Source organism: Allopseudospirillum japonicum, assembly GCF_900108915.1.
Lineage (GTDB): Bacteria > Pseudomonadota > Gammaproteobacteria > Pseudomonadales > Halomonadaceae > Pseudospirillum > Pseudospirillum japonicum.
Window position 1 is genome coordinate 89,422 of record NZ_FNYH01000004.1, and the last position, 25,029, is coordinate 114,450.

26 protein-coding genes and 2 tRNA genes are annotated in these 25,029 nt (G+C 45.5%); 13 read left to right on the top strand and 15 right to left on the bottom strand.

What is annotated here, in order from left to right; all coding sequences use genetic code 11:
• The first annotated feature begins 438 nt into the window (after positions 1-438).
• Genes BMX05_RS05435 through purT form a run of 3 tightly spaced genes read left to right on the top strand, consistent with a single transcriptional unit; the run spans position 439 to position 2,633 of the window.
• Entirely contained in the window at positions 439-1,224 is a 786-nt protein-coding gene (locus BMX05_RS05435; RefSeq protein WP_093309066.1) for a GntR family transcriptional regulator, read from the top strand.
• A gap of 9 nt (positions 1,225-1,233) precedes the next feature.
• A complete protein-coding gene (locus BMX05_RS05440; RefSeq protein ID WP_093308957.1) occupies positions 1,234-1,425 on the top strand; it encodes a DUF1289 domain-containing protein in 192 nt (63 codons plus the stop codon).
• Positions 1,426-1,448: 23 nt separating this feature from the next.
• Positions 1,449-2,633 carry a formate-dependent phosphoribosylglycinamide formyltransferase gene (gene purT / locus BMX05_RS05445; protein ID WP_093308958.1) on the top strand — a complete coding sequence of 395 codons (1,185 nt, stop codon included), beginning with the start codon at positions 1,449-1,451 and terminating at the stop codon, positions 2,631-2,633.
• Here purT and BMX05_RS05450 read toward each other — a convergent pair.
• From BMX05_RS05450 to BMX05_RS05460, 3 genes are all read right to left on the bottom strand, one after another.
• Entirely contained in the window at positions 2,614-3,963 is a 1,350-nt protein-coding gene (locus BMX05_RS05450; RefSeq protein WP_093308959.1) for a glycosyltransferase family 4 protein, read from the bottom strand. The two genes, purT and BMX05_RS05450, sit on opposite strands and share 20 nt — an antisense overlap.
• A 69-nt stretch (positions 3,964-4,032) precedes the next feature.
• Positions 4,033-4,455 carry a hypothetical protein gene (locus BMX05_RS05455; protein WP_143051944.1) on the bottom strand — a complete coding sequence of 141 codons (423 nt, stop codon included), beginning with the start codon at positions 4,453-4,455 and terminating at the stop codon, positions 4,033-4,035.
• 84 nt (positions 4,456-4,539) lie between these two features.
• Positions 4,540-6,177 (bottom strand): methyl-accepting chemotaxis protein, encoded by a 1,638-nt coding sequence (locus BMX05_RS05460; RefSeq protein ID WP_093308961.1) that lies wholly within the window; start codon positions 6,175-6,177, stop codon positions 4,540-4,542.
• 288 nt (positions 6,178-6,465) lie between these two features.
• Between BMX05_RS05460 and BMX05_RS05465 the strand changes: the two genes are divergently transcribed.
• From BMX05_RS05465 to BMX05_RS05475, 3 genes are all read left to right on the top strand, one after another.
• Positions 6,466-7,488 carry a zinc-dependent alcohol dehydrogenase family protein gene (locus BMX05_RS05465; protein ID WP_218138989.1) on the top strand — a complete coding sequence of 341 codons (1,023 nt, stop codon included), beginning with the start codon at positions 6,466-6,468 and terminating at the stop codon, positions 7,486-7,488.
• 25 nt (positions 7,489-7,513) lie between these two features.
• Positions 7,514-8,302, top strand: coding sequence for a hypothetical protein (locus BMX05_RS05470; protein WP_093308962.1), 789 nt, complete (start codon positions 7,514-7,516; stop codon positions 8,300-8,302).
• A gap of 64 nt (positions 8,303-8,366) precedes the next feature.
• The gene (locus BMX05_RS05475) at positions 8,367-8,960 is read left to right on the top strand and encodes a rhodanese-like domain-containing protein (protein ID WP_093308963.1); all 594 of its coding nucleotides are present in this window, start codon (positions 8,367-8,369) and stop codon (positions 8,958-8,960) included.
• Positions 8,961-9,019: 59 nt separating this feature from the next.
• Here BMX05_RS05475 and BMX05_RS05480 read toward each other — a convergent pair whose 3' ends face one another.
• A complete protein-coding gene (locus BMX05_RS05480) occupies positions 9,020-9,937 on the bottom strand; it encodes a LysR family transcriptional regulator (protein ID WP_093308964.1) in 918 nt (305 codons plus the stop codon).
• A 201-nt stretch (positions 9,938-10,138) separates the two neighbouring features.
• On the opposite strand from BMX05_RS05480, the gene BMX05_RS05485 reads away from it, so the two are divergent.
• Positions 10,139-11,023, top strand: coding sequence for a LysR family transcriptional regulator (locus BMX05_RS05485; protein ID WP_093308965.1), 885 nt, complete (start codon positions 10,139-10,141; stop codon positions 11,021-11,023).
• Between the two features lie 60 nt (positions 11,024-11,083).
• On the opposite strand, the gene trmB is transcribed toward BMX05_RS05485, so the two are convergent.
• Genes trmB through thiS form a run of 3 tightly spaced genes read right to left on the bottom strand, consistent with a single transcriptional unit; the run spans position 11,084 to position 12,923 of the window.
• On the bottom strand, positions 11,084-11,875 hold the full coding sequence (trmB, locus tag BMX05_RS05490) for a tRNA (guanosine(46)-N7)-methyltransferase TrmB (RefSeq protein WP_093308966.1): 792 nt from the start codon (positions 11,873-11,875) through the stop codon (positions 11,084-11,086).
• Positions 11,876-11,884: 9 nt separating this feature from the next.
• On the bottom strand, positions 11,885-12,667 hold the full coding sequence (locus BMX05_RS05495; protein ID WP_093308967.1) for a thiazole synthase: 783 nt from the start codon (positions 12,665-12,667) through the stop codon (positions 11,885-11,887).
• A gap of 52 nt (positions 12,668-12,719) precedes the next feature.
• Positions 12,720-12,923, bottom strand: coding sequence for a sulfur carrier protein ThiS (thiS, locus tag BMX05_RS05500; RefSeq protein ID WP_093308968.1), 204 nt, complete (start codon positions 12,921-12,923; stop codon positions 12,720-12,722).
• Positions 12,924-12,989: 66 nt separating this feature from the next.
• Here thiS and BMX05_RS05505 point away from each other — a divergent pair, with 66 nt between their 5' ends.
• A complete protein-coding gene (locus BMX05_RS05505; protein ID WP_245710442.1) occupies positions 12,990-13,382 on the top strand; it encodes a DUF423 domain-containing protein in 393 nt (130 codons plus the stop codon).
• A 51-nt stretch (positions 13,383-13,433) separates the two neighbouring features.
• On the opposite strand, the gene BMX05_RS05510 is transcribed toward BMX05_RS05505, so the two are convergent.
• The 5 genes from BMX05_RS05510 to gltX all read right to left on the bottom strand — a co-directional run bounded on the left by BMX05_RS05510 (position 13,434) and on the right by gltX (position 18,180).
• A complete protein-coding gene (locus tag BMX05_RS05510) occupies positions 13,434-14,144 on the bottom strand; it encodes an OmpW/AlkL family protein (RefSeq protein ID WP_093308970.1) in 711 nt (236 codons plus the stop codon).
• A gap of 121 nt (positions 14,145-14,265) precedes the next feature.
• Positions 14,266-16,104 carry an HDOD domain-containing protein gene (locus tag BMX05_RS05515; RefSeq protein WP_093308971.1) on the bottom strand — a complete coding sequence of 613 codons (1,839 nt, stop codon included), beginning with the start codon at positions 16,102-16,104 and terminating at the stop codon, positions 14,266-14,268.
• Positions 16,105-16,472: 368 nt separating this feature from the next.
• Positions 16,473-16,548 (bottom strand) — tRNA-Glu (locus tag BMX05_RS05520).
• Between the two features lie 17 nt (positions 16,549-16,565).
• Positions 16,566-16,641 (bottom strand) — tRNA-Ala (locus tag BMX05_RS05525).
• A gap of 54 nt (positions 16,642-16,695) precedes the next feature.
• The gene (gene gltX / locus BMX05_RS05530) at positions 16,696-18,180 is read right to left on the bottom strand and encodes a glutamate--tRNA ligase (RefSeq protein ID WP_093308972.1); all 1,485 of its coding nucleotides are present in this window, start codon (positions 18,178-18,180) and stop codon (positions 16,696-16,698) included.
• Here gltX and BMX05_RS12475 point away from each other — a divergent pair.
• From BMX05_RS12475 to BMX05_RS05540, 3 genes are read left to right on the top strand one after another with little or no spacing between them, the layout of a single operon-like run.
• Positions 18,167-18,331 (top strand): hypothetical protein, encoded by a 165-nt coding sequence (locus BMX05_RS12475; RefSeq protein ID WP_177166806.1) that lies wholly within the window; start codon positions 18,167-18,169, stop codon positions 18,329-18,331. The genes gltX and BMX05_RS12475 overlap by 14 nt on opposite strands.
• On the top strand, positions 18,328-18,630 hold the full coding sequence (locus BMX05_RS05535; RefSeq protein ID WP_093308973.1) for a hypothetical protein: 303 nt from the start codon (positions 18,328-18,330) through the stop codon (positions 18,628-18,630). Before BMX05_RS12475 ends, BMX05_RS05535 begins: the two co-directional genes overlap by 4 nt.
• 9 nt (positions 18,631-18,639) lie before the next feature.
• A complete protein-coding gene (locus BMX05_RS05540; RefSeq protein ID WP_093308974.1) occupies positions 18,640-18,924 on the top strand; it encodes an antibiotic biosynthesis monooxygenase family protein in 285 nt (94 codons plus the stop codon).
• 70 nt (positions 18,925-18,994) lie between these two features.
• Here the strand turns inward: BMX05_RS05540 and BMX05_RS05545 are convergent, their stop codons facing one another.
• Complete coding sequence (locus tag BMX05_RS05545) at positions 18,995-19,669, bottom strand: LuxR C-terminal-related transcriptional regulator (protein ID WP_093308975.1); 675 nt, start codon at positions 19,667-19,669, stop codon at positions 18,995-18,997.
• A gap of 252 nt (positions 19,670-19,921) precedes the next feature.
• Positions 19,922-21,871: an acetate--CoA ligase gene (gene acs, locus BMX05_RS05550; RefSeq protein WP_093308976.1), complete on the bottom strand. Its 1,950-nt coding sequence runs from the start codon at positions 21,869-21,871 to the stop codon at positions 19,922-19,924.
• A gap of 397 nt (positions 21,872-22,268) precedes the next feature.
• Here acs and BMX05_RS05555 point away from each other — a divergent pair, with 397 nt between their 5' ends.
• The gene (locus tag BMX05_RS05555; RefSeq protein ID WP_143051945.1) at positions 22,269-22,937 is read left to right on the top strand and encodes a YecA/YgfB family protein; all 669 of its coding nucleotides are present in this window, start codon (positions 22,269-22,271) and stop codon (positions 22,935-22,937) included.
• Positions 22,938-22,972: 35 nt separating this feature from the next.
• Here the strand turns inward: BMX05_RS05555 and BMX05_RS05560 are convergent, their stop codons facing one another.
• Positions 22,973-24,178: a phospholipase D-like domain-containing protein gene (locus BMX05_RS05560; protein ID WP_093308978.1), complete on the bottom strand. Its 1,206-nt coding sequence runs from the start codon at positions 24,176-24,178 to the stop codon at positions 22,973-22,975.
• Between the two features lie 128 nt (positions 24,179-24,306).
• On the opposite strand from BMX05_RS05560, the gene BMX05_RS05565 reads away from it, so the two are divergent.
• On the top strand, positions 24,307-25,029 hold the full coding sequence (locus BMX05_RS05565) for a pseudouridine synthase (protein ID WP_093308979.1): 723 nt from the start codon (positions 24,307-24,309) through the stop codon (positions 25,027-25,029).

Below are 25,029 nucleotides of genomic sequence, written 5' to 3' on the forward strand. Positions count from 1 at the left end.
CGGAAAAAAGTGGGGTAGCTGAATCGATTTAATCCACATCAAGATTAAACTAGACGCTCACCCCATAACCTGGAAATTGGTAAAACCAATTAACCACTTGACTCGAAATAAGATAGGCAAGCTAGGAGAACATGTCAAATAAAAACTGCATCAAGGTATTAGAACAAGGTATATGCATTTTAGCATGCTGCAGTTGCTTATAAATATTGGGTTAAGAAGCTCTATTGATTACTTTAAATCGGGGGAAGCGAGTACAAGTGACTCGACATCTTTGCTGGGAAAGTGCTAAGTTTGGTATGACCAATTAACAGGCGTGTGAGCATCAAACAGGTCACCAAGAGATGCAGTTGAGAGCCCTTAAAATCAGGTTCGAAAACTAAAAATAGACTTTTATACTTAAGCGCTAGGCTTATTTTCTGCTATGGAATTGTGCAAATGATGAAATATCCACGTGTTAAGCAACCTCGTATTTCTGATATGGTGATGCAGCAATTAGAAAGTATGATTCTTGATGGGACTTTTAATCCAGGACAGAAATTACCTCCAGAACGTGAGTTGGCAATTCAGTTTGAAGTCTCACGACCTTCATTACGAGAGGCCATTCAAAAATTAGTCGCGCGTGGTTTTCTATATAGCCGCCAAGGTGGGGGGACTTATGTGGTAGAAGAGATAGGCCATTCTTTCAGTGATCCTTTATTACAATTGCTCTCAAGTCACGATGAGTTTAAATATGATTTATTAGAATTTCGTGATGCCTTAGAAGGGGTTTCTGCTTATTATGCTGCTTTGCGCTCTACACCTGAGGATAAACAAAGAATTACTCAGCATTTTGATAGCTTATTAGCTATTTACGAGAATATGGATCCAGAATTAGAAGCTGAAGCTGAAGCTGATGCGGCTTTTCATTTGGCGATTGCTGAGGCTGCACATAATGTAATTTTACTCCATACGATGCGCGGTTTATTTAATTTACTGAAAGAAAGTATTGTTGCTAATTTAAGTAATTTATTTGAAAAACGTGAATCTCGTCCTTTATTAAAAGCACAGCATCAAGCCTTATATGATGCCATTATGAATGCTGATCCAGAACGTGCTCAGCAAGCCGCCCATGAGCATTTAGCATTTGTAGAAGATTCCCTGTTAGAATTATCACGCATGGAAACTCGCAAAGAGCGTGCACTTCGGCGTGCGCGTGTTCTTAATCCGTCCACTAGCCTGATTTGATGAAGATTTATGCCCACAGCAGCCAATGAAAAGCCTCTGCCCTCTCCTTGTGTGCATATTTGCGCGCTCAATGAACAAGATATTTGCATCGGTTGCCGCCGTCATGCACAAGAAATTCAAGCTTGGCCAAGTTTAACCAACCCTGAACGCCAGCAAGTTCTTGCCGCTTGTCGCCAACGTGCGCAGGCACAGCGTCTATAATAAATTATGTAAGGTATTGATTTATGACTATTTTAGGTACTCCTTTTTCTTCTAGTGCAACTCGTGTTTTATTGTTGGGGTGTGGTGAGTTAGGGCGTGAGTTGGTCATTGAGTTAAAACGTTTTGGCTGTGAAATAATTGCGGTTGATCGCTACGCCAATGCGCCTGCAATGCAAGTGGCTGACCGAGCTTATGTGATTAATATGCTGGATGGAGCAGCGATTCGTGTTTTAGTGGAAAAAGAGCGGCCGCATTATCTAGTACCAGAAATTGAAGCTATTGCCACAGACACGCTTTTAGAGTTAGAAAGCGAAGGCTTTACCGTAGTACCCACAGCACGCGCAGCACGTTTAACTATGAACCGTGCGGGGATTCGCCGCTTAGCAGCGGAAGAACTCGGCTTGCCGACATCTGATTATCGTTTTGCCGATACGCAAGAAACTTATATACAAGCTGTTGATGCCATTGGTTTACCTTGTATCGTCAAACCGATTATGTCGAGTTCAGGCAAGGGACAAAGTTTGGTACGCACACAAGAGGAAGTATTGGCTGCATGGCAGTATGCACAAGCCGGCGCGCGTGGTGGTGAAGGTGAAGTGATTATCGAGAGCGTGGTAGATTTTGACTATGAGATCACCTTGCTGACAGTACGTGCGGTTTCAGGGACACACTTTTGTGAACCTATTGGTCATCGTCAAGAAAAGGGCGATTATCGTGAATCTTGGCAGCCACAAGTGATGCCTTTGTCGGCTTTACAAAAGGCCCAGCAAATTGCACAAAAAATTACTGATGCTTTAGGGGGATATGGCATTTTTGGGGTGGAATTGTTTATCAAAGGTGATCACGTCTTTTTTAGCGAAGTTTCGCCACGTCCTCATGATACCGGCATGGTGACTTTAATTTCACAAAACTTGTCCGAATTTGCCTTACATGCACGCGCGATTTTAGGCTTACCAATCAGTCATATTCGTCAATATGGGCCGGCTGCCTCAGCAGTTTTATTGGTAGAAGGCGAGTCAAAAGACGTAAGTTATATGCATCTAGATCAAGCTTTGCGTGAGGAAGATACGGATCTTAAATTATTTGGTAAGCCTGAAGTGGTGGGCGAACGTCGTATGGGCGTGGCTTTAGCCTTGGGTAAGGACACAGAAGCCGCTGTTGCCAAAGCAAAAGCGGTTGTCGATAAGGTTAAAGTGCGTCTACGTTAAGCTGTGCTTGCAAGCCTTGCTGGTAATAGTTCACGACCTCAAGGCTTGGCGCTAAAGTTTTGGCCTGCGTGGGGTGCCTTGCCTGCCAACAAGCCTCGATCCCTTGCAAATAGGCTTGTGCAACGGTTTCTGGCGGATGAGCTTGTTGCACGTAAGCGCGCGCACGTGCGCCTAGCGCTTGTGCTTTTTGTGGATCAGCGAGCAAGTCTTGTAAGGCTTGCATGAGGGTCTGTTCTTCTTGCTCTGCTTGCCAAGGTAATTTAATTACCACCTCATCAGGAAGCTCACTAAACCAAGCATCATCCGTCACCAAGGTTGGGCGTGCATGGGCTAAGGCTTGAATCAGGGTCGCAGAGCTTTCCCCCATGCTGGGATATCTGAGATTCAACACCACATCAACTGTTTGTAAGTAAGTATGAAAATCTTCCTCGTCTACAAAGCCAGTTTCTGTCACCCAAGCTTGGACGCCATAACCTGCTAATTTAGCCGCGAGGGCATCGCCAGTTCCGACAATCAGTAAATGAACTTTCTCTTGTGGCGTGTTTAAAGCTGCCAGCACACGTAAGATGGTATCAATCCGCTTGGTACGGGTGACAAAACCGAACATACCTAAAACTTGTATACCTTGCGCTTGATAAGTTTGTAAACGTGTGCAGATGGTTTGCGTTTCTGTTGATAGTGCAGTGGCTGGATTCTCTTGCGGGTAATAAGGCAGGGGAATCACTTGAATGGGCCCAGTATAACCGGCTTGGCGTACTCGCTGCGCACTGGTATGGCTATGTACAAAAATCCCTAGAGCATAGGGGAAAATCGCGCCTAATAAGGGTTCTTGTTCTGGCTTAGGCCATTGTGTCGGGTCATAATTTGGGGTGGTTTGCATTAATACACGAAATTTTTGCTCGCCTTTTTCAGTACCATAATGCAGCTGAAATGCTTGGTGGAGTTGTTGTGGATCTTGGCCAGCAAATAAGTAATACAAGACAGCATCATGTAAGACGACAATCCCAGGATAAGCCTGCAACGCTTGGTAAATCCCATTGTGGTACCAAGGGTTATTACCCAAATGATAAAGGCGTACTTTGGGGATTTCTGGTGCAGGTGTTGTAAGTAGCGTTTGTGTACTTAAATAAGCCTGCTGGGCTTCGGTTTGATCCCAAGGAGCGCGTGCGAGCCAAGCGGAACAAGTAGAAGAATCATCATCATAGACTTGTACATCAATTTGGGCTTGTAGATAAGGCAAGATATAAGCGGAGTAATCGGCAATCCCAGTACGCTTAGGCAGCATGGGGGAGCAATACGCAATCGGCTGGGGAAATTGATAGATCGACATCAGTGGGTAGATCCTTCAGTCTATAAGGCAAACGGCAAACCCGACAGTGCTTGCCGCTGGTGAAACAAGCTAGCTCGTTTTGAGTAGCAAAAGTAAACCTAAATGACCCAACCCCAAAAGTGTGTTGAGGCATAAAAGAATCACACTGCGCAAAAGTTGATTGTTTGCTTCCCGCCAATTAACTGCAATACAGGCACGTTTTAGTGATTGGGTTGGAAATAAATGGGCCAAAAGGTGAATAAAGGACATACTGCCAATTAGGATACTAATCCAACCGTTTAATGAGGTATCTAAAAGTACGGCGGTAATAAACATAATCAGCAGCCAGATCCAACCTAGCCAAAACCATTGTTTTAACAGGCGTTGCCACGTCATTAAACGGAACTCTCGTGGCAAGCCGGTCAAGGCAGGCATCAAGGCCCACAAGAGCAAAAATAAACTCCCGATCCAAGCAGCGATGGCTGCCAAGTGGATACCCAGTAACATACTCAAGGGAAGAACTCCTTTTTTTAAACCACAAGAGATATGAGCCCTTGCTGAAGGTGTCTAGGCATCCTTGCCTGACCAAGGATGCAGCTATACGCGAAATTGTACCACTAAGCCTCGTAATTTTTCGGCTAATTGTGCTAATTCTTGGCTGGCTTGAGTGGTTTGGGTTGAGCCTGCGCTTGACTGTTGAGTCAAAATCACAATGTTGCTCACATTACGATTAATTTCTTCTGCCACCGAGGCTTGTTGTTCGGCCGCACTGGCAATCATATGGTTCATATCACGAATATTTTCTACTGCGGTGAGAATATGATCGAGTGAAGTCCGAGCTGTACCTGCGCTGGTTTGTGTGTGCTGCGAGTGCTGTAAGCTGGCGTCCATCACGTGCACCGCATCGACAGCTGCTTGCTGAAGTGCATCTATCATGTTCTGAATTTCTTGGGTGCTATCCTGGGTACGTTGTGCTAGCGAGCGCACTTCATCAGCAACGACAGCAAATCCACGACCGGCTTCCCCAGCGCGTGCTGCCTCGATGGCAGCGTTTAACGCAAGCAAATTGGTTTGTTCGGCAACATCACGGATCACATCCAATACACTACCAATATTTTGGCTATCTTGACGCAGCTTATGAATCACTTGAGCAGAGCGTTCGACCTGGTGTGCTAGGGCACTAATTGCATCTGAAGCCTGCTGCAAACTTTGGCGACCATTTTCGGCCTCATCATCGGCTTGTTGTGCGGCTTGTGCTGCTTGACTGGCACTATTGGCGACCTCATGCACTGTGGCTGACATTTGATTGATCGCGGCAGCTACTTGATCGGTTTCTGTGCTTTGTTGGCGCAACGTGATATCGCTTTGGTGAGTCACTGCAGCCAGTTCTTCGGCAGCGGTGGCCACAGAAGAAGCTGTGGTATTCACTTCTTTCACTAACTGATGAATTTTTAGAACGAAGGCATTAAAGTGTTGGGTCAGTTGACTAATTTCGTCACGTCCTCGTACTGGTAAGCGTACGGTTAAATCCCCTTCACCTGAGCCTATATCAGCTAAAGCTGCAACAGTTTGTTGCAAAGGCTTGGTAATGCTGTGAGCAATGATAGAGGCTAAAACAAACAAAATGCCGATACACAGCAAGCTAATGAGGCCGATACGCCAGACCAACTCGTTAAACATGGCATCGACGTCATCCATGTAAACCCCAGTGCCTATGACCCAGTTCCATGGGGTAAAACCCTTGATATACACCACTTTACGTAAAGGTTCTTGGCTGTTTGGTCGGTTCCAGTAATACTCGGTGGAGCCTTCATCTTGGCGTGCGACAATGTCAACAAACTCACGAAAAAAGGTTTTTCCATGAATGTCTTTTAAATCTAAGACATTACGCCCTTCAAGTTGCTTGCTAGGGTGGGCTAACATACGGCCTTGCATGTCGTTGACCCATAAATAATCCTGATTGATGCCATAACGCATGGCGCGGATACTGGCTAAGGCCAATGCCTGTGCTTCTGTATCGCTGAGCTGGCCTTGTTGGGCTTGCTGATGTAGCTGGGCAACTAAACTGGAGGCACTTTCTACTAGGTGTTGGGTTTCTTGTTGTTTCAGTAATAGGATTTCTTGGTATTGCTCGCGTAACACTAAAACAAGTAATAATAAAATACTGGCAACCGCCAGACTAATAATCAGCCAGATCCTTTGCTGAATACGGATATTACACAGGGCAGCTAACATGGATCAAACTCCGGCCAAGAGGCAGCAAATGCAAGCGATCGAAATGCATGAAGGCGACAAAAGTTAGGATCAGGCAGTTGCACCTACTTCAGATACAGCTGCAAAAAGATACCGCTTACGAGGTTTAAGATGTATTTAAATTAGATTTTTATAATAATTATTAGGACACAGGCGCAGGAGTTTACGTCAGACGAAACCTCTGCTCAAGCAAGAAGCTGTTACAATAAGTTACGCCAAAGACATTGATATGTCCATATAAATAAAGTGTTTTCGAGCAAGGAGTTAAGCATGCCAGATGTTCACCAGACTCTGCCTGAAGGGCAAATGCTTGCGTATGTTGTTCATGCGTATGGTCCGCAGGCAGATTTTCAGCCGTTAGTGATGGCACAACCGCAAGCCGGTGTCGGTGAGGTGGTGATTAAAGTCGCTGCTACGAGCGTCAATCCTTTAGATATTAAAATCCGTACGGGCTTAGTGGCTGCAGGGCCAGCGTGTCCTGCGATTTTGCATGGTGATGTTGCTGGTGTCGTCACGCAAGTGGGTGAAGGGGTTAGCCAATTTAAAGTAGGGGATGCTGTTTTTGGTTTTGCAGGTGGTTTAGGGCAGTACCCAGGCGCACTTGCTGAATATATGTGTGCCCCTGCGGCTTTATTAGCATTAAAGCCGGAATGCCTTTCTTTTGCAGAGGCAGCAGCCTTACCTGTAGTTTTTATTACGGCATGGCAGGCGTTGGTGAAGCGTGCACAAGTACAAGCAGGTGAAAAAGTGCTTGTTCATGCAGGGCTTGGCGGGGTAGGCCATCTAGGGATTCAGGTTGCGAAAGCTTTGGGAGCACACGTGTATACCAGTGTATCTACAGAAGAAAAAGCACAGCTTGCACAGGCTTTAGGGGCTGATGTGTGCATCTTGTACCCACAACAAAGCCCAGCAGACTATGTACAAGCTTATACCCAAGGCCAAGGTTTTGATGTGGTCTTTGATACGGTCGGTGGGGACAATCTCGCGGCATCTATGCAAAGCACTCAGGTTGGTGGACGTTTGGTCACCATTAATGCCCGCTCTACCCAAGATCTTAGCCCGTTACATGCACGCAATTTGCGTTTAGATGCCGTCTTTATTGGCACATCGTTATTGCACGGATTGGGGATAGAAGAACAACAGACTGCTTTACAAACCCTGTGCGCTTGGGTACAGGAAGGCAAAATCAAGGTAGTGCTAGATCCGCACTTGTTTGCCATGTCAGATGCGCTAGCGGCGCATGAGTATCAAGCGAGTGGTCAAGCACTAGGGAAGGTGGTTATTTTGCGTTAATGCAAAATTTTGCTTAGGAAGCAGTATGTTAACTTTGATTAAACTTGGCCTTGCCATCGGTATGGTACTTGGCCTTGCATGGGTTGCCCAGCGTTTTGGTGCTAAAATCGCCGGCTTATTAGCAGGTTATCCTCTAGGGACTGCCATTAGCTTGTATTTTATTGGCCATGAAATTTCTCCTGAATTTGCTGCAGCCAGTGCCTTATATACCCAAGCGGGTTTTAGTTGTGCGCTAGCTTTAGTCAGTGCGCATGCGGGGGCCATCTATTTTTGCCGTTGTCGTGGTTATTCTGGCCTTCAAGAAGTTGCTTTAGCCGTTCTTGCAGGATTAAGCGCCTATGCATTGACGGCTTGGATATTGCAATTTTTACCCCCTGTCCTGTGGGCAACGACAGGTATCAGCTTGCTTTGTATTGGAGTGTGTCATTATTTGATGCGTACTTGGCCAGAGGCAATGGCCGTTGGTGGGCGTACCACTTGGGTGGTGATTGTGTTACGTGGGTTGGCGGCGGCCGCTATGATTATTGCGATTACTGCCGCAGCGCATTGGTTACCTGCTAGTTTAGCGGGCTTGCTTGCGGCTTTTCCGGTCACCTTGTATCCCCTTTTATTGATTATTCATATGAGTTATGGCGGCGCACAAACGCTCACCTTAATCAAGCATTATCCTAGTGGTTTAGGGGCCTTACTGATTTATACCTTAAGCCTGACCTACACGTATCCGCACTGGGGGCTTGTTTGGGGGACTTTTGCCGGCTTTGTTTTGGCGACTTGTTATCTTTGGGGTTGGCATCGTTGGCGCTATCAGGCTTGATTTTAGCGTCTTTATTTAAGATACTCCTTAAATAAGATTTTATTGATTTAAGGAGTTCTTATTTATGCTGCGTCCTTTACATTGGTTAGCCTTGGCGGGTGTGAGTCTAAGCTTGAGCCTTGCACCAGCTTATGCGGCTGAAAAACCGAATAAAACAACGGCCCAAACCCAACTCGATTTGTATGTCGATGCTCGCGAAGCTTGGCAGTTGTTGCAAAACCATCAAGACGCCTTGTTAGTCGATGTGCGAGATCCCATAGAAATTAAATTTACCGGTATGGCAACTGCAACGGATATTCATGTCCCTTGGATGTTAGCCGATGTGAGTGCTTGGGATGAGAAACAACAAAGTTGGGCGATGCGTAAAAACCCACATTTTATGACAGAACTTTTACAACAATTAGCAGCTCATCAAGCAGATCAACAAACACCCATTATTGTGATGTGCCGTTCTGGCTCAACGCGTAGTGCCCCTGTCGTTGATGAGCTTGCCAAACTGGGTTATACACAAGTTTGGACTGTTACCGATGGTTTTGAAGGTGACCGTTTGCAAACAGGTGATTCAAAAGGTGTGCGTGCCCTGAATGGGTGGCGCAATGCAGGCTTACCTTGGAGCTATCGAATTGATCCTAAAGTTGCTTGGCAACCAGAATCTTAAAGCAATCGCTGGTCTTTAAAGATCGCCCCCGATGGGTAGCGGGGGCGATAAGATGAGTATTAATTGGCAGGCGTGTTGGCTGGATGTATAGGTGCAACCAAACCTTGTCGCCAACTGCGGTATTCATCAAATAAATCACGGTAGCGTGCAGGGAAATCACCCGAAGCTCGGCTCATCAAATAAATAGACTCCCACACAGGTTGTGCAAGTTGCCATTCGCGTGTTTGCTGTTGCCAAGGGGAAGCCTCCCACACAGAACGCGGTAAGACAGCGAAACCTAAACCGCGCGCCACGCCATCTAGCACTAAATGCAACTGATTGATATAACCACGTTGCGGTAAGGTGCTGAGGGTACGAAATTCATCCGGAAAATTTGCCTTAAGGATACGGCTGGCTTGTTGACCACCTTCTGGATGATTGATTAAGCCTAACCCAGCTAAATCTTGCAAATGTGTCCCTTGGAAATCTGCAGGCACGACTAAAATCAAGGGCTCTTCTAAGTAGGGTGTATAGCGCAAATCAGGATGTTTAATCACCTCATTACAGATGCCAACATCAAAACGCCCTGCAAGTAAATCTCGCGTAATCTCATTAGCAGCACTAAATAAGTAGTTGACTTTGATACCAGAATGCTTTTGTTGATATCCTAAAAGATAAGGATAAAACAACAGGCCAAAACTAGCATTGCTCGCGATTCTCAGTTCGCCACGGTTAGGCGTATCCTGTTCTAATGCATGGCAAAATTGATCATGCTCGGCAAATAAGCGCACGCCATAATCATAGACTTGGCGCCCTGCCTCAGTAAGCTCAAAACGTTTACCGCGTCTATCCAGTAAGGGTAAGCTAAAATAGCTTTCCAGCTTACGAATATGCTGGCTGACACCAGGTTGGGTCATCTCCAACTTGCGCGCTGTCTGGGTAAAGCTACCTGTTTCCACAAGGGTTAAAAAAGTTTTTAAGTAAGTTGTACTAAACATAAGACAGCCAAATTCCCACAAAAGAGGCCACAGGTTACACAGGGCCGCCAAATTTCTAATCAAACTTTGTTCTAGGCAAAAAATGCGGCAGAATGTCGCAGCCTTGACACGTATCAAAATCAAGCCGCTTGAGACTCTTTAGAGTCACAAGATGCTTAACACCTAAGCCTCTTGTCCGCTGTGCTTGTAACGGAACGCCCCATGCCGACCACGCCGATTACTTTAGAAGCGCTACAAGTTTTAGATGCGATTGCTCGCCGAGGAAGTTTTGCCGCCGCAGCCAGTGAGTTGGATAAGGTGCCTTCGGCGATTTCCTATACAGTACGCAAATTAGAGCAAGAACTCGGGATTGATCTATTTAATCGTGATGGACACAGAGCGACGCTAACTCCCGCTGGCCAATTAACACTGGAGCAAGGACGTCGTATTTTAGAGGCCGCCGATGAGCTTACCTATGCAGCACGTCAACTCGCGCAGGGTTGGGAACAAAAACTACATATCTACTATAACACTTATTTTAGTATAGAAAGCCTTTTGCCCTTGCTAAAAGCATTCCGCGCACAACATGCACATGTTGAACTGAGTGTCCAAGAGGCTACAGGTACCCAGTGTTGGGATGCTTTACTCACCGAGCAAGCTGACTTGATCTTGGGAGCACCGCAAGTCACTGTGTTAGATAGTCGAGTGATTACTTTAGAATTAGGTCAATTAGATTTTGGCTTATTTGCTGCCCCTCAACATCCACTTGCACAAGATCCGCAAGCCTCGCTTATCGCGTATGATTGTATGAGTTTAGATAAGCAAGTTCCCACGGCTATAGAAAACCAGCTAAGCGCCCAAGTACGTCTACCAAACGCTAATGCACAAATAGCGGCTTTATGCGCTGGCCTGGGTTGGGGATGGCTACCTTGGACGCAAGCACAGGCCTATGTTCAACGTGGCGATTTAGTGGCTTTAGCACAAATGGCGCCCTTAACACAGCAAATTTTGGCTGCTTGGCGACGTCCTCAGCAGGGCAAGGCGTTAAGTTGGTGGGTAGAAACTTTAACGCAGCAAGCGACCAAACATGCAGCAAGCGCTGCTTAATCAATAAAGTACGCAAAACCCCGTCCTTGAGGGCGGGGAGACGATCAACGACGGGTTTGCTTATTGACGCTCGAACAGCAAATCCCATACACCATGGCCTAATTTATGTCCGCGATGCTCAAATTTAGTGAGTGGGCGCGTCAATGGACGTTCAATATAATCCCCAGTCGCAGAGCAATTACGCCAGCCTGGGGTAGCTTGCAATACCTCTAGCATATGTTCTGCATAAGGTTGCCAGTCTGTTGCTAGATGTAAACGTCCACCCACTTGTAAACGGGAACGCACTAAATCAACAAAAGGTGGCTGTATAATACGGCGTTTGTGATGTTTTTTCTTAGGCCAAGGATCAGGGAAAAACACCTGCACACCGGCCAGACTTGCCTCTGGAATGGCTTGCTCTAATACTTCAATCGCATCTGCTTGATAGACTTTAAGGTTCTCTAACCCTAAATCACCCGCTTGTGCCAAGAGCTTACCTACGCCTGGGGCATGGACTTCGATACCAATAAAATTGGTTTCCGGCATTTTTTGCGCTTGTTCGAGTAATGATTGCCCCATACCAAAACCAATTTCGACAATACAAGGTTGTGCTTTAGCAAAACAGGTCTCTAGTTGTAGAGGGCCAGCTGCTAATTCTAATCCATGCGTTGGCCAATAAACTTGTAAGCCCCTTTGTTGGCCGAGCGTCATTCGCCCAGTGCGGACAACAAAACTACGAATGCGCCGCTGATGAGGTGGTTGGTTTGGTGCCACTTGTGGCGTTTGAATTAAAGAGGCTTGCGTATAGGGCGTGGCCCACTGTGGTTCTTCAAACACTTTAATGTCAGCACTGTGCTCAGTAGGATCGGGCATATTTCCCCCTTAGATATTAATACGACCGTCCATAGGCGAGCTTGGGCTAGCAAATTGACGCTTTGGCATCCGCCCAGCCAAAAAGGCTTGGCGTCCTGCTTCGACGGCTTTTGCCATCGCTTGTGCCATCAAGATGGGGCGTTGCGCATGTGCAATCGCTGTGTTCATTAAAACCCCATCACAACCCAATTCCATTGCCACCGCAGCATCTGAGGCTGTACCCACGCCTGCATCGACAATCACAGGCACTTGCGCATTTTGTACAATTAACTGCAGGTTATAAGGATTTAAAATGCCTAAACCCGAACCAATCAAGGAGCCAAGAGGCATAATGGCCACACAGCCTAAATCTTCTAACTGACGTGCCACGATAGGATCATCACTGGTATACACCATGACTTTAAAACCTTCACTGACTAATTCTTTAGCGGCAATTAAAGTTTCTGTGATATTAGGATATAAAGTCTCTTCATCACCTAGAACTTCTAACTTGACTAAATCATGGCCATCAAGCAGTTCACGCGCCAACAGACAAGTACGCACAGCATCTTTAGCGTTATAACAACCAGCTGTATTGGGTAATAAGGTATATTGGCTGGGGGGCAGAATATCCAATAAATTAGGTTCATCAGGATGTTGGCCCAGATTGGTACGTCGTACCGCAAGGGTCACTATCTCGGCACCAGATGCTTGAATGGCATCTTGGGTTTGTTGGAAGTCTTGGTATTTGCCTGTGCCTACTAATAAACGCGAATTGTAAGCCTTGCCATCAATGATGAGTGTATCTTGCATACAAACCTCTTTTATTTAAATCAACTGAAGGAGCATGTGGACAATTTTATCTTCAACCGCCCCCAATCGCCTGCACAATTTCTACTTTGTCCCCTGTTTGCAGCTGTGTTTTGGGGTGTTGACTACGTGGGATCACGTGTTCGTTTACTTCCACTGCAACCCGTTTATCTGTCAACTTAAGGTGTTCGAGTAATGTTTGGACAGACAAGGTGTCTTGATCCAAGTGGTAAGCTTGACCGTTTAATTGAATCTGCATAGGGTGATTCCGCAAATGTTCAACGAAAAACCGTCATTCTAACTTAATTTGTACAGGAGTTCGCCTTTGAGAATCTCGGCGTGGATGTCTGTCAGTGCTTGTAGCGGTGCGCTAGGTGTTGCACTTGGGGCTTTTGCTGCTCATGGATTAAAAAATACCCTGACCCCGTATTTGCTAGAGGTTTTTCAAACGGGAGTAGAGTATCAAATGCTGCATACCTTGGCGTTAGCTTGGGTGTGTGTGTGGATGCATCGTGATCCTGACAACCCTTGGTGGTCGTCTGTGGCTTGGGCATGGACCTTAGGTATGATGTTTTTTTCAGGTTCTTTATATTTGCTGGCGCTCACTGGTATTCATTATCTGGGCTTTATCACGCCAATTGGTGGCAGCTTATTGATTTTGGGCTGGCTACTGATTTTGGTTGCTATTTATAAGCACAATCACCAGCAATCAGCATAAAAATAAAAAAGCCACCTATGAAGGTGGCTTAAAGCAGCTTAAGAGCAACAATTAGAACTTGTAGCCAACACCTAGCATGTAAACGGTTGGATCAATATCTACGTCCACTTGTGCGGCAGTATTACCGTTCACTTTGACATCTGCAGTGGTATCAATGTCGATATACCATACAGCAGCGTTTAGCATCACGTTTTCAGTCAAAGCGTAATCAATACCCAACTGAGCTGCAACACCGAAAGAGTTGTCTAACTCGATATCAGTGGAAATTCCAGGTGCATTGAGCAGGCCGCTAAGGGTTTGTGTGAACTGATCTGTGGTTTTTTCATCAAAGAAAACCGTGTAGTTCACACCTAAACCAACATAAGGTTGGGCTTTAGAATCTGTGCCACCTAATGGATAGTATTGGGCCGTAATGGTTGGCGGTAGGTGGCTGGTGCTTCCGATGGTGACACCCTTGAGTGCACCGGCACCTTTAATATCATGCTCGAAAGGTGTTGCACCCAAAACTTCAATCCCCATGGTTGGGCTGAGCATATAAGTGAAGCTAATGCCTAACTGAGAGTCATTGTCTACTTCAGCCATGGCTTCAACGCCTAGGAGCTTATCTTGTGTGCTGGTATCCATCACAAAGCCGCTCTCATCATTAGGAGCCACAGTTGCTACACCGGCGCGCACAATCATATCGCCTGCATCGTAAGCAAACGCAGGTTGAGCGACCGCAGCAACGGCGGCTGCTAATAAAGCCACTTTCAAGTTTTTCATGCAAAGCTCCTTATGATTCTTAAGTATTAAGTCTGGTTTTGCACCAGGTGTACAAAAATTTACTCTAGTGTACTCGTTTCTTACCACAACAACTTGACTTGTCTCAAAGCTTAGGTAGCTGTTAACGCTTTTGCGTTAAATACAGTAAGCCCGCATTAAGACTTTGTGCAATTAAGCGAAACGCCTTGTAATGATCCTCACTTGCTGCTCCCTGACCTTGCGCATCTGCATACAAGATGCCTAGGTGCCGCGTATTCACTTTTAAAGTGGCAAGCATCCCTGTATTAGCATCAAGATGGTTTTGTAGGCTAGGTGGCATGGCGGGCATTAGCTTAGTTTGGTTCTCTGCATGAACCCAGAGTGCGGCCCCTGAATTAAACAGACGTGTTAACAAGGCATTTTCATCTTGTAAGGGCAGTTTTAAACTTTTCAAGATATCTGCTTGTGCATGAAATCCATGCGCAAAGTAGCAGTGTAGTGCCTGATCTTGTGCTGATTTCATTAATAATAGACATCGAGGTAAACCGATGGCCTTATCTAAGGTCTCACTTGCCTTATGCATCAGCTGATGTAGATTAGCACACTCGCCATCTTCAATGCTATTTTGTAGCGCTTTGATATAACTGAGTTTTACTTTGGGTAAAACGGTTGGGGTGGGAGGTGCTTTTTGTGTCTTACGTGCTTCTAGCAGTGCTAAGCGTTCTGCTAAAGTTTGTGCATCCACCTTGGGTTTTGCTTTGAGCTTTTTACTTTCAACAGCATTTGTTGGTGGCGGCGGTGTGTGTGCTGTTTGTGAGCTAGGGCTAGGTGGTGGCACGGGCTGACTGGCGGTTATCTGCGTATCCTGAGCTGGCATGGCGCGAGTTTGCATCGCCTTTTGATTGTTCGGTGATTCTGGTACCTGTGTACTGGCAGCGGCGGGTGCGCTATTTTTGCTGGTTGGGGCAGCTGGTTTTTGTGCCACTTTACGCTTGGGATGTTGGGTGCGTCCTCGTAAGGGCAAAGGTGGCCAAAAGAGTTGCTCTGCAGGTAACCAGATATCTCCCATCGGGAAATCACGACTGGCTAAAGCTGCGATCCTGTGGACACGTGCACAAACAGCATCGAAAGGTTGATTAAGATACGCAGATAAAATGCCTAAATAAGCTTGGGTAGATTTTGAGTACCAAGAGCGATGGCTTGACCAAGCCAATAAATTCGCTAATAAACTAGAAAAATAAGGCTGATGTAACACGCGTGCCAAAGTATTCGATACTTCAGGGGCGGCGCCTTGATGCCATGCACAGCGTGCTAAACGTGCTAAAATCCGCACATCAGGTTGTAATAAAGGCTGAATGCAGGTTTGCGTATATTCGGTCAGTTGCCAATGTTGCAATAAAGCCGCCGCGACTTCTGCTAGACGACAACCCAAGACCCTTTCTTGTGCGCTTGTTCGTGTATAGCCAAGCTGAATAAGCTTTTCTATCATCAAAGCAGCTTCTGGTGAGGCAAGGGGCAAGCTCCAGTCAGCTACACCATAAACTAGGGTGTTCCAATAGGCATTCTCACCTGTACCAGGTGCGCGCTGATCTTCCCAATCTCTGGCCTGTTCTGCGGCATGTACGCTAATACTTAATGCTTGAATAAAAGCTCTATGCCCCGGTTGGCGCATATCAACACTAGTACGCGCTAAACCACGCAGCACCTGTTGTAATTTATCCATGCCCAATACGGCGACTGCATGGCGTAGATTATGGATATCGGTTTCTTGATTACGATTAACACGGTTGGCTGCATTGAGTACATAGACGGCAGCGACAGGGTCACCTTCTAGTACATGCTGTACTTGCTGTAAGGAAGTATTTGCACCAAGTAAGGGGCTAAGTACGCCAGGGCGTCCAAGCAATAAGGTGGGCAAAGGCGTTTGGTGTAGCCTGTCATGCCAGTATGCGCAGCCTCTAGCAACAGAGTTTTGAGTCATAAACGGAAAAGCGCCTTCTCAAACAGGGAGCCATTTGCATGTTACACAGCTTATCACAAAAGCTGTTGAGACCAAGAAAAATCCTAGTTTGTTGTTGGTGCTGCTCTAAGTGAATTGGTGTGATAGAAACCTTAGCTGGCTGATTTGTCCACAAAATCTGTGGATAAGTCTGTGTATAACTCGATAAATAGTAATCTAACTAATTGAAAAATAATATTTTTTTACAGATTGGTTATTTTTTAATCAATGTTTCTAACTATTTGTTAATTAAGCGTTTTTGTCGACACCCTATTTAATTAGAATTATCTAATATTTTAGACGAAAAAAAACCAGCATTAGGCTGGTGATTATTTTCTAGACTGCTTGAGTGGCGTCCCATAGGGGGTTCGAACCCCTGTTACCGCCGTGAAAGGGCGGTGTCCTAGGCCACTAGACGAATGGGACGCAATCTTTAGATGTTCTGGTGGAGCTAAGCGGGATCGAACCGCTGACCTCTACAATGCCATTGTAGCGCTCTCCCAGCTGAGCTATAGCCCCTTACCTCTAAAGCGAGACGCATATTAGCGACTCGCCTTTGGGGTGTCAAGCTTTTTATGACAGTGTTTGGAATTCTTTTTCCAGTTTCTTCATTTGTTTTTTGGAAACACCGCCCAAAGCTTCAATCGCATCGCGTAAACGCATCCGCGTTAAATCAGATCCTAAAATGGCCATAGAATCTAAAACAGAAGTTGAGGAGGCTGTACCTGCAATTGCAATAAAGACGGGCTGTAAGGCAAGCTTCATTTTTAAGCCAAAATGCTCAGCAAGTTGATGAACGGCTTGATAAATGGCCTCTTTATGCCAAGTGGGGATTTGCTCTAATTTCCATTGTAAGAACTGTAAAAACTGCACTTGGGTTTCTGTTTCTAGCTTAATATGTGCAAAATCCTGTGCACTTAATGAGAGGCGTCCACTAAAAAAGAAGCCTGCTAAAGGCGCAATATCAGCGAGCTTTTCAATCCTTGGTTTAACTTGTGGGAGAATTTTACCTACATATTCAGGGTTAAAAGCCCACTCGATTAACGCTTGCATTAACTGGTGATCGCTTAAATCTTCACGTAAATACAGTCCATTAAGCCAAGAAAGTTTTTCTACATCAAAGACAGGTCCACCTAAAGAAACACGTTGAATATCAAATGCTTGAATCATTTCTTCGAGCGAGAATTTTTCACGCTCATCTGGCATGGACCAGCCCATACGCCCTAAATAATTCACCACAGCTTGTGGTAAATATCCCATACGCCGGTAATAATTGATCGAGGTTGGATTTTTGCGTTTAGATAACTTGGATTTATCTGGGTTACGTAGTAAAGGTAAATGACAAAGGACTGGCATATCCCAGCCAAAATATTCATACAGCAACTTGTGTTTAGGGGCGGAATTAATCCATTCTTCCCCACGTAAAACATGGGTAATTTGCATCAAATGATCATCAACCACATTGGCTAAATGATAAGTAGGCATACCATCTGATTTGAGTAGAATTTGCGCATCGACCATACTCCAATCTAGCTCGATACGACCACGCAGTAAATCTTCTACAACACAAACCCCTGTATCTTCAGGCACATACATACGCACAACATAAGGCATCCCCGCAGCCTCACGGCGTGCCGTTTCTTGTGCATCTAGCTTTAAATCAGAAGGTTTAAGGGCTGTATGTAAACCTTGCTCACGACGGCTTTCACGTAGTGCATCTAGTTCTTCTGGGGTGCGGTAGCATTTAAAAGCATACCCTTGATCTAGCAAATATTGTGCATGTTCTTGATAAATATGTTGGCGCTCACTTTGACGATAAGGCCAGTGTGGACCACCAATATCAGGGCCTTCGTCCCAGCTTAAGCCCAGCCAGCGTAACGAATCAAAGATCATTTGTTCTGATTCTGAGGTCGAGCGCGTTTGATCCGTATCTTCAATACGTAAAATAAATTGGCCGCCATGCTGGCGCGCAAAACATAAATTAAATAAAGCAATGTAAGCGGTACCTACGTGAGGATCTCCAGTAGGTGATGGGGCGATACGTGTGCGTATGCTCATGATTTCTCTCGGTATGCAAAAGGGAATGTCGATTCAAGCACTCAGTGCTGTAAGTGAACAGGGTATTATATTCGTTGATGGCAGTGCTATACTAGAAATCAAAGTCAATCAACTCATTTGGCAGTTATGCCTGTATGGAGAAGTTGCATGAGTCATGAATCTCGCTTACCCCGTTTGCAAGGCGTAACCCCAGATGGTCAGGTGATTAACCTGCCCTTATTAAGCGAATTACGCTTAGAGTGGGATGCTAGCTTGTTACCTGCAACTTTAGTTTTGAGTCCTGAACATCTGACCGGTGCCAGCATGTCGTTAGAAGTAGGTAGTGGCGAAGATGAAGCAGATCACCTTACAGACTATGGCATGATTGTTTTACGCCCTGGTGCCTGTAATATTGTTGATATATCAATTGAAACACATCATCTTGATGTAGAAGCTAAAAACCAAGATTAGGACAGTCGCATGATTAAAGTCATTATTGAGCGTACCCTGACCCCAGGTTTAGAGATTGAGTATGAGCAGGCTGCACGTGCCATCTTGCAAGCAACTTTGCGTGCGGAAGGGTATATTTCTGGTGAATCACTAAAAGACGCCAATAATCCAAATCACCGCTTTATTATTACTTTATGGCGTGATAAGACGGCATGGCACCGTTGGGAAACCTCGGAAGAGCGTTATCAAGTGCTGACAGGGATTGCACCTTTGCTTAGTGGGGACGAGAAAGTGACCATTTTGGAACACTTATAATTTTTTTGCACTGTAAAATAAGCATCTAAAAAAGCCTGCATCTTGCAGGCTTTTGTATGTAGGTGTTGCCTTAACTTTCAATCCGTGGTGGATCAACTTCGAGTTGTTTAGCTGCAATCACGGCTTGAGTACGCGAATGCACGCCTAATTTACGTAAAATTGCAGTAACATGCGCTTTGATGGTGGCTTCCGAAACCTTAAGTTCATAGGCGATTTGCTTATTAAGCAAGCCTTCGGTGAGCATATTAAGGACACGAAACTGTTGTGGTGTTAATGAGGCTAAAGATTCAGCAAAGCGCATTTCCTCTTCAGAAAGGCTTTCTAAACCTTGTGCAAATTCAGGTGGTAACCAGAGATTGCCTTCAAGCACTGATTTAACACCTTCCGCTAGGGTTTCTAAAGAAGCAGATTTGGGAATAAAGCCTGATGCACCATAGTCAAGTGCACGACGCACAACGCGGGCCTCATCACTACCTGAAACGACAATCACAGGAATATCTGCGGCTTGTCCGCGTAAAAACACCAGCCCAGAAAAACCATGCGCACCTGGCATATGTAAATCAAGTAAGATCAAGTCCGCATCAGGGTGCTGAGCTACTGCATTTTGTACTGCATCAAGGGTGTCTGCTTCGACAATTTCAACATCTGCAACCGCCTGCTGTACGGCCTGCTGTACGGCCTGCTGCAAGGCTGCTCTAAACAGGGGATGGTCATCTGCAATAATTATTTTGTGGGCTAGTGCCATTCACTCTCCTCCAGGTCCCTGTAATCCAGCTTATAATTATGTTGCATTATACGTTAGTCGAGCGCCAAAGGTTACCTTCTCTGTGTAATAAATACATTATTTTACTGTTTATCTCACCTTAAGTCGTAGAAGGGTTTTCTGTTGTTCATAACCTAGCAAATGCTTTGTAAAAAATGTTGAGTAAAGGTAGGCACAAAAAACCCCCTGTAGCATCTACAGGGGGCCTTGCACAAATCAGCGAAAGCTTAAAGCTTAGCGATTTGCACGGTGCTCGATCAAGTCATCAACCACACCTGGATCAGCCAAGGTACTGGTATCACCTAAACCATCGCATTCGTTGGCAGCAATCTTACGCAAAATGCGGCGCATAATTTTACCTGAACGTGTTTTTGGTAGGCCCGGTGCCCATTGAATCACATCTGGCGTTGCAATAGGACCGATTTCTTTACGTACCCACTTCACTAATTCAATACGTAACTCATCGGAAGCCTCTAGACCTTCTGCCAGGGTGACATAAATATAAATACCCTGACCTTTAATATCATGTGGATAACCAACTACGGCAGCTTCTGCAACCGCTTTGTGGGCGACCAAAGCAGATTCGATTTCTGCGGTTCCCATACGGTGACCAGAGACATTGATCACGTCATCGACACGGCCAGTGATCCAATAATAACCATCCTCATCACGGCGACAGCCATCACCAGTGAAGTACACACCCTTATAAGTGGAGAAGTAGGTTTGCACAAAACGCTCATGATCGCCCCAGATAGAGCGCGCTTGGCTTGGCCAAGAGTCTTGCAACACGAGGTTACCATCGGTGGCACCTTGCAGTTCTTTACCTTCACTATCAAAAAGTGCCGGCTGCACACCGAAGAAAGGACGGGTTGCAGAACCAGGTTTTAGATCCGTTGCACCAGGCAAAGGCGCAATCATGATGCCGCCGGTTTCTGTTTGCCACCAAGTATCAACAATAGGACATTCGCCGTTGCCAATCACACGATGGTACCACTCCCAAGCTTCTGGGTTGATGGGCTCGCCCACAGAACCTAGCAAACGTAGGCTTTGACGTGTTGATGAGCTCATCACATCATCACCTTGTGCCATCAAAGAACGTACTGCGGTTGGGGCGGTATATAGGATGTTGACCTGATGCTTATCACAGATATCGCCCATGCGGCCATGTGTCGGATAGCTAGGTACACCCTCAAACATTAAGGTGGTTGCCCCATTGGCTAAAGGTCCGTACAGAATGTAAGAGTGGCCTGTGATCCAGCCGACATCAGCAGTACACCAATAAACGTCACCTTCTTTATAATCAAAGATATATTGGTGCGTTAAAGAAGCGTACACCATGTAACCACCTGTGGTGTGCTTCAAGCCTTTAGGCGCACCAGTGGAACCTGAAGTGTAAAGAATGAATAGAGGGTCTTCTGCATTCATGGGTTCGGCTGGGCATTCTTTGGCACAGCCTGCCACCACATCATGCCACCATAGATCACGGTGATCATGCCAATGAATATCGCCACCTGTACACTTGACCACAACGACTTTTTCTACCGTTTTAACGTGTGGATTCGTGAGGGCTTCATCAACGTTTTCTTTTAAAGGCACTTGCTTGCCGCCGCGACGGCCTTCATCCGAAGTGATGACAATTTTTGAATCTGAGTTAATGATACGACCAGCAATCGCATCTGGAGAGAAACCCCCAAAGACCACAGAGTGCACTGCACCAATACGCGCACAAGCGAGCATAGCGACTGCAGCTTCTGGAATCATAGGCATATAAATGGTGACCACATCCCCTTTATGTACGCCTAACTTTTTCAGACCATTGGCAAACTGACAAACATCTTCATAAAGCTCACGATAAGTAATATTTTTCGAGCTTTCTGGGTTGTCCCCTTCCCAGATAATGGCTGTTTGATCACCACGGGTTTCTAGGTGGCGATCCAAACAGTTATAAGCGGCGTTAAGTTCGCCATCTTCGTACCATTTGATAGAGACATTATGTGGGTCAAAGCTGGTATTTTTTACCTTGGTATATTCTTTAAACCAAGTGATACGCTTACCTTGCTCCGCCCAAAAGGCTTCTGGATTTTCGACCGACTGAGCATACAATTCTTGGTATTTTTCGTTATTGATCCAAGCGTTAGCTGCAAACTCTGCCGTTACTGGATAGATTTTTTCTTGTTCACTCATCTCGACTATGCCTCTGTGCCAGTCATATTGTTCTTGGATGGGAATTATTGTTATGCCATTAAGCTTATGTCACTCCAGCCATAAGCCTCATCCAAGGCTTAAAAATCCCTTCCAGTTATAACCGCCCGAGCCACCTAAACCATATTAGACATTGGTATTAACATTTTATTCTTTAAAAACAATGACTTAAAAAATGGTTTCAATTTGGTGAAGGATGCATGACTCAGAAGTCACTTGAAGTAACGAAAAATCCATTTTGGGTATTAGACCAAAGCCCTATAAAAGCGACTCATGAGTCATCTAGTGAAAGGAGAGTTTTCATCTTGTCGGATGCTGCTTGGTGCTATTATGCAAACACGATTTATTTTTGCTTGATGTATTTTTGGGGATTTGTACCATGTCTGATTTACCCGAACCAAGTTATGCACTTTTGAGCGATGAAGAATTTGAGCTACTGGATCACTTGTTAGATGATGATAACCTCGACAGTGAAGCCATGGATGCGGTATATGCGCATGGTTTTATGGTAGCTCAGGCGCTTAGTCCACAACCTTTAGAAACTGCAGATCTTATTGCCACCGTTTGCAATGGAGAAACCAGCTTACCAAAAGAAGCCTACCAACAATTAAGTGATCTTTTAATTCAGTTGCGTCAAGCGGCTGCTAGCGCCTGTTATCGTGGACACGAAATTGAACTGCCTGTTAGCTTGAATTTAGATGAAGGCGAGATTCAAGCTTATGAATCCCCCTTATGTGATTGGTGTGCAGGCTTTGTTGAAAGCGTACTTTTGCAAGAAGCGCTTTGGTTTAGCAAAGCAGAGCAAGACATTGCTGAATTATTACTCCCTTTAATGGCATTATCTGGCTTATTCGAGGAAGAAGCGGAAGTGGCTTCTTTGCAAGAAAATTTTCCCTTACTTCAACAAATGGCATTGCAAGTCCCGCAAATTTTGATTGATTTGTACGTGGTACTCCATGCGCCAGAAGAAAAGCAAAAGCCTAAATCGCCTACAACAATGGCGAAAAGTAGCAAGAAAAAAACGCGTTCTGGTGGTAAAAAACGCTAAAGCGGAGCTCGTTTTACAAAGACAATAATGGGTATTTATCTGCTAGCTTTGGTGAGACGTGTTAGCCAAGTGTCGACGCGTCCCCACCACCATTGGCGTGCTTTGCGGTACCAAGAGCGTTTAAGCCAAGTTTCTAATTGGATCTCTTGCGTTTCTGGCCAAGCACGGGCAAACCACTGGCTTAATTCTTGGGCAAATTCTGCGGATAAAACTTCCTGATTGGCTTCTAAGTTCCAATGCAGACTCCAAGAATCAAAGTTGCAAGAACCAATAGACACCCAAGTATCACAGAGGCAGACTTTAGCATGCGTAAACCTTGGCTGATACTCAAAAATACGTACACCTGCAAGCAATAAACGTAAGTAAAAACGCTGCCCAGCATAGCGTACCGCAGGATGATCATGTCTTGGACCCGCTAGTAATAAACGCACATCGACACCACGGCGTGCAGCAAGCCTGAGATAACGCCTCAAACGCCAAGAAGGTGCAAAATAAGGGGTCGCAATCCAAATACACTCGCGCGCGCGCAAAATGCGGTATAAAAGGGAGCGTTTAACCCCTTGTAGCAATAAACCTTGGCCACACACAACACGCCCTAGGTGCAATAAACCTAGAGGTTGCTGTTGATCAGCGGCACGAGTAAAAAAAGCTAAGGAAAAATCTTCTGGAATGGCTGCGCTGGTGGCGCTTTCTGCTTGTCCTTGTTGCCAAGTATGCACAAATAAATTCAACCATTGATGTACAGAAGGCCCTTGCACTTGAACAGCAACTTCTTTCCAAGCGACCTTGTCACCATCTTTAGGATTAGGGTGCCAAGCATAGGGTAAAAATTCATCTGACCAACCAAAACCACCGACAAAAGCAAGATCCCCATCAATTAATAAAAGTTTGCGGTGATTCCGTACTAAATTATGGCTGAGTTTGCGCCAGTGCAGTGGATTAAAAAATCGTAGTCGTATCCCAGCTTGCGATAGGTAAGCACGTTCTTGGCGACTGACGCCTTGGCTACCAAAATGATCGAGCAAAATATAAACACGGACACCACGTAAAGCGGCTTGGATTAAAGCACGACGAAACTGACGCCATAAGCGCCCATCCTGAGCTAAATACAATTCCACCAGAATAAAATCTTCTGCATTGGTAATCGCTGTTAACATCGCAGGAATATAAATTTCACCTTCAGAAAGCAGTTGTATTTGGTGACCATCACGCCAATAAATTTCCTGTGCCCTAGGTAACATAAACCCTCCACTTGCCTGAACGCTGCCATCCAGCCAAGACTTCTCGCCATGCTTGCAAAGTGCTACTCTGCGCTGGTTGCAAGCTTCCCCCTTACCCTAGTTACTTGTTGCTATGAGTACCCCTTAACATGCGTTTAGATAAATTTCTTTGTCACAGTACAGACTTAAGCCGCAGTCAAGCCAAACGCTTGATTAAGCAGGGGCAAATTCGCGTACAAGCACAGATTATTAAAGATGCGGCTTTTTCGCTCAACCCAGAAGATCAGGTCTATTGGGGCCAAGATCAGCTCCATTGCATTGGTTTACGCTATTGGATGCTACATAAACCCACAGGTTATGAGTGTACACACTTAGAAACATGGGGGAGTTATCCTTCGGTATTAAGCTTGCTCAAGGTGACGCATGCTGATCGTTTACACACAGTTGGACGTTTGGATGCAGATACCAGTGGTTTATTGCTTATTACCGATGATGGCCATTGGTCGCATCAAATCACCTCACCACGTTATCAATGCACCAAGGTGTATCGTGCTGAAATTGCCACGCCTCTGACGGATGTGGAGGCAGCAAAAACGGCCTGTTTACAAGGCATTATGTTACATGGGGAAAAACAACCAACCCGCCCAGCACAGTTAGAGATCATTCATCCGACTTGTATCCGTTTAAGCGTACAAGAAGGACGTTATCATCAAGTCAAACGCATGTTAGCAGCCTTAGGTACTCAAGTAGTGCATTTACATCGTGAGCAAATTGGAACTTTGATCTTAGATGCAGATTTAGCTCCTGGGCAAGCACGTGCTTTAACAACAGCAGAAGTACAGCAACTTGCTGAGCCTAAACGTATTCCCTAA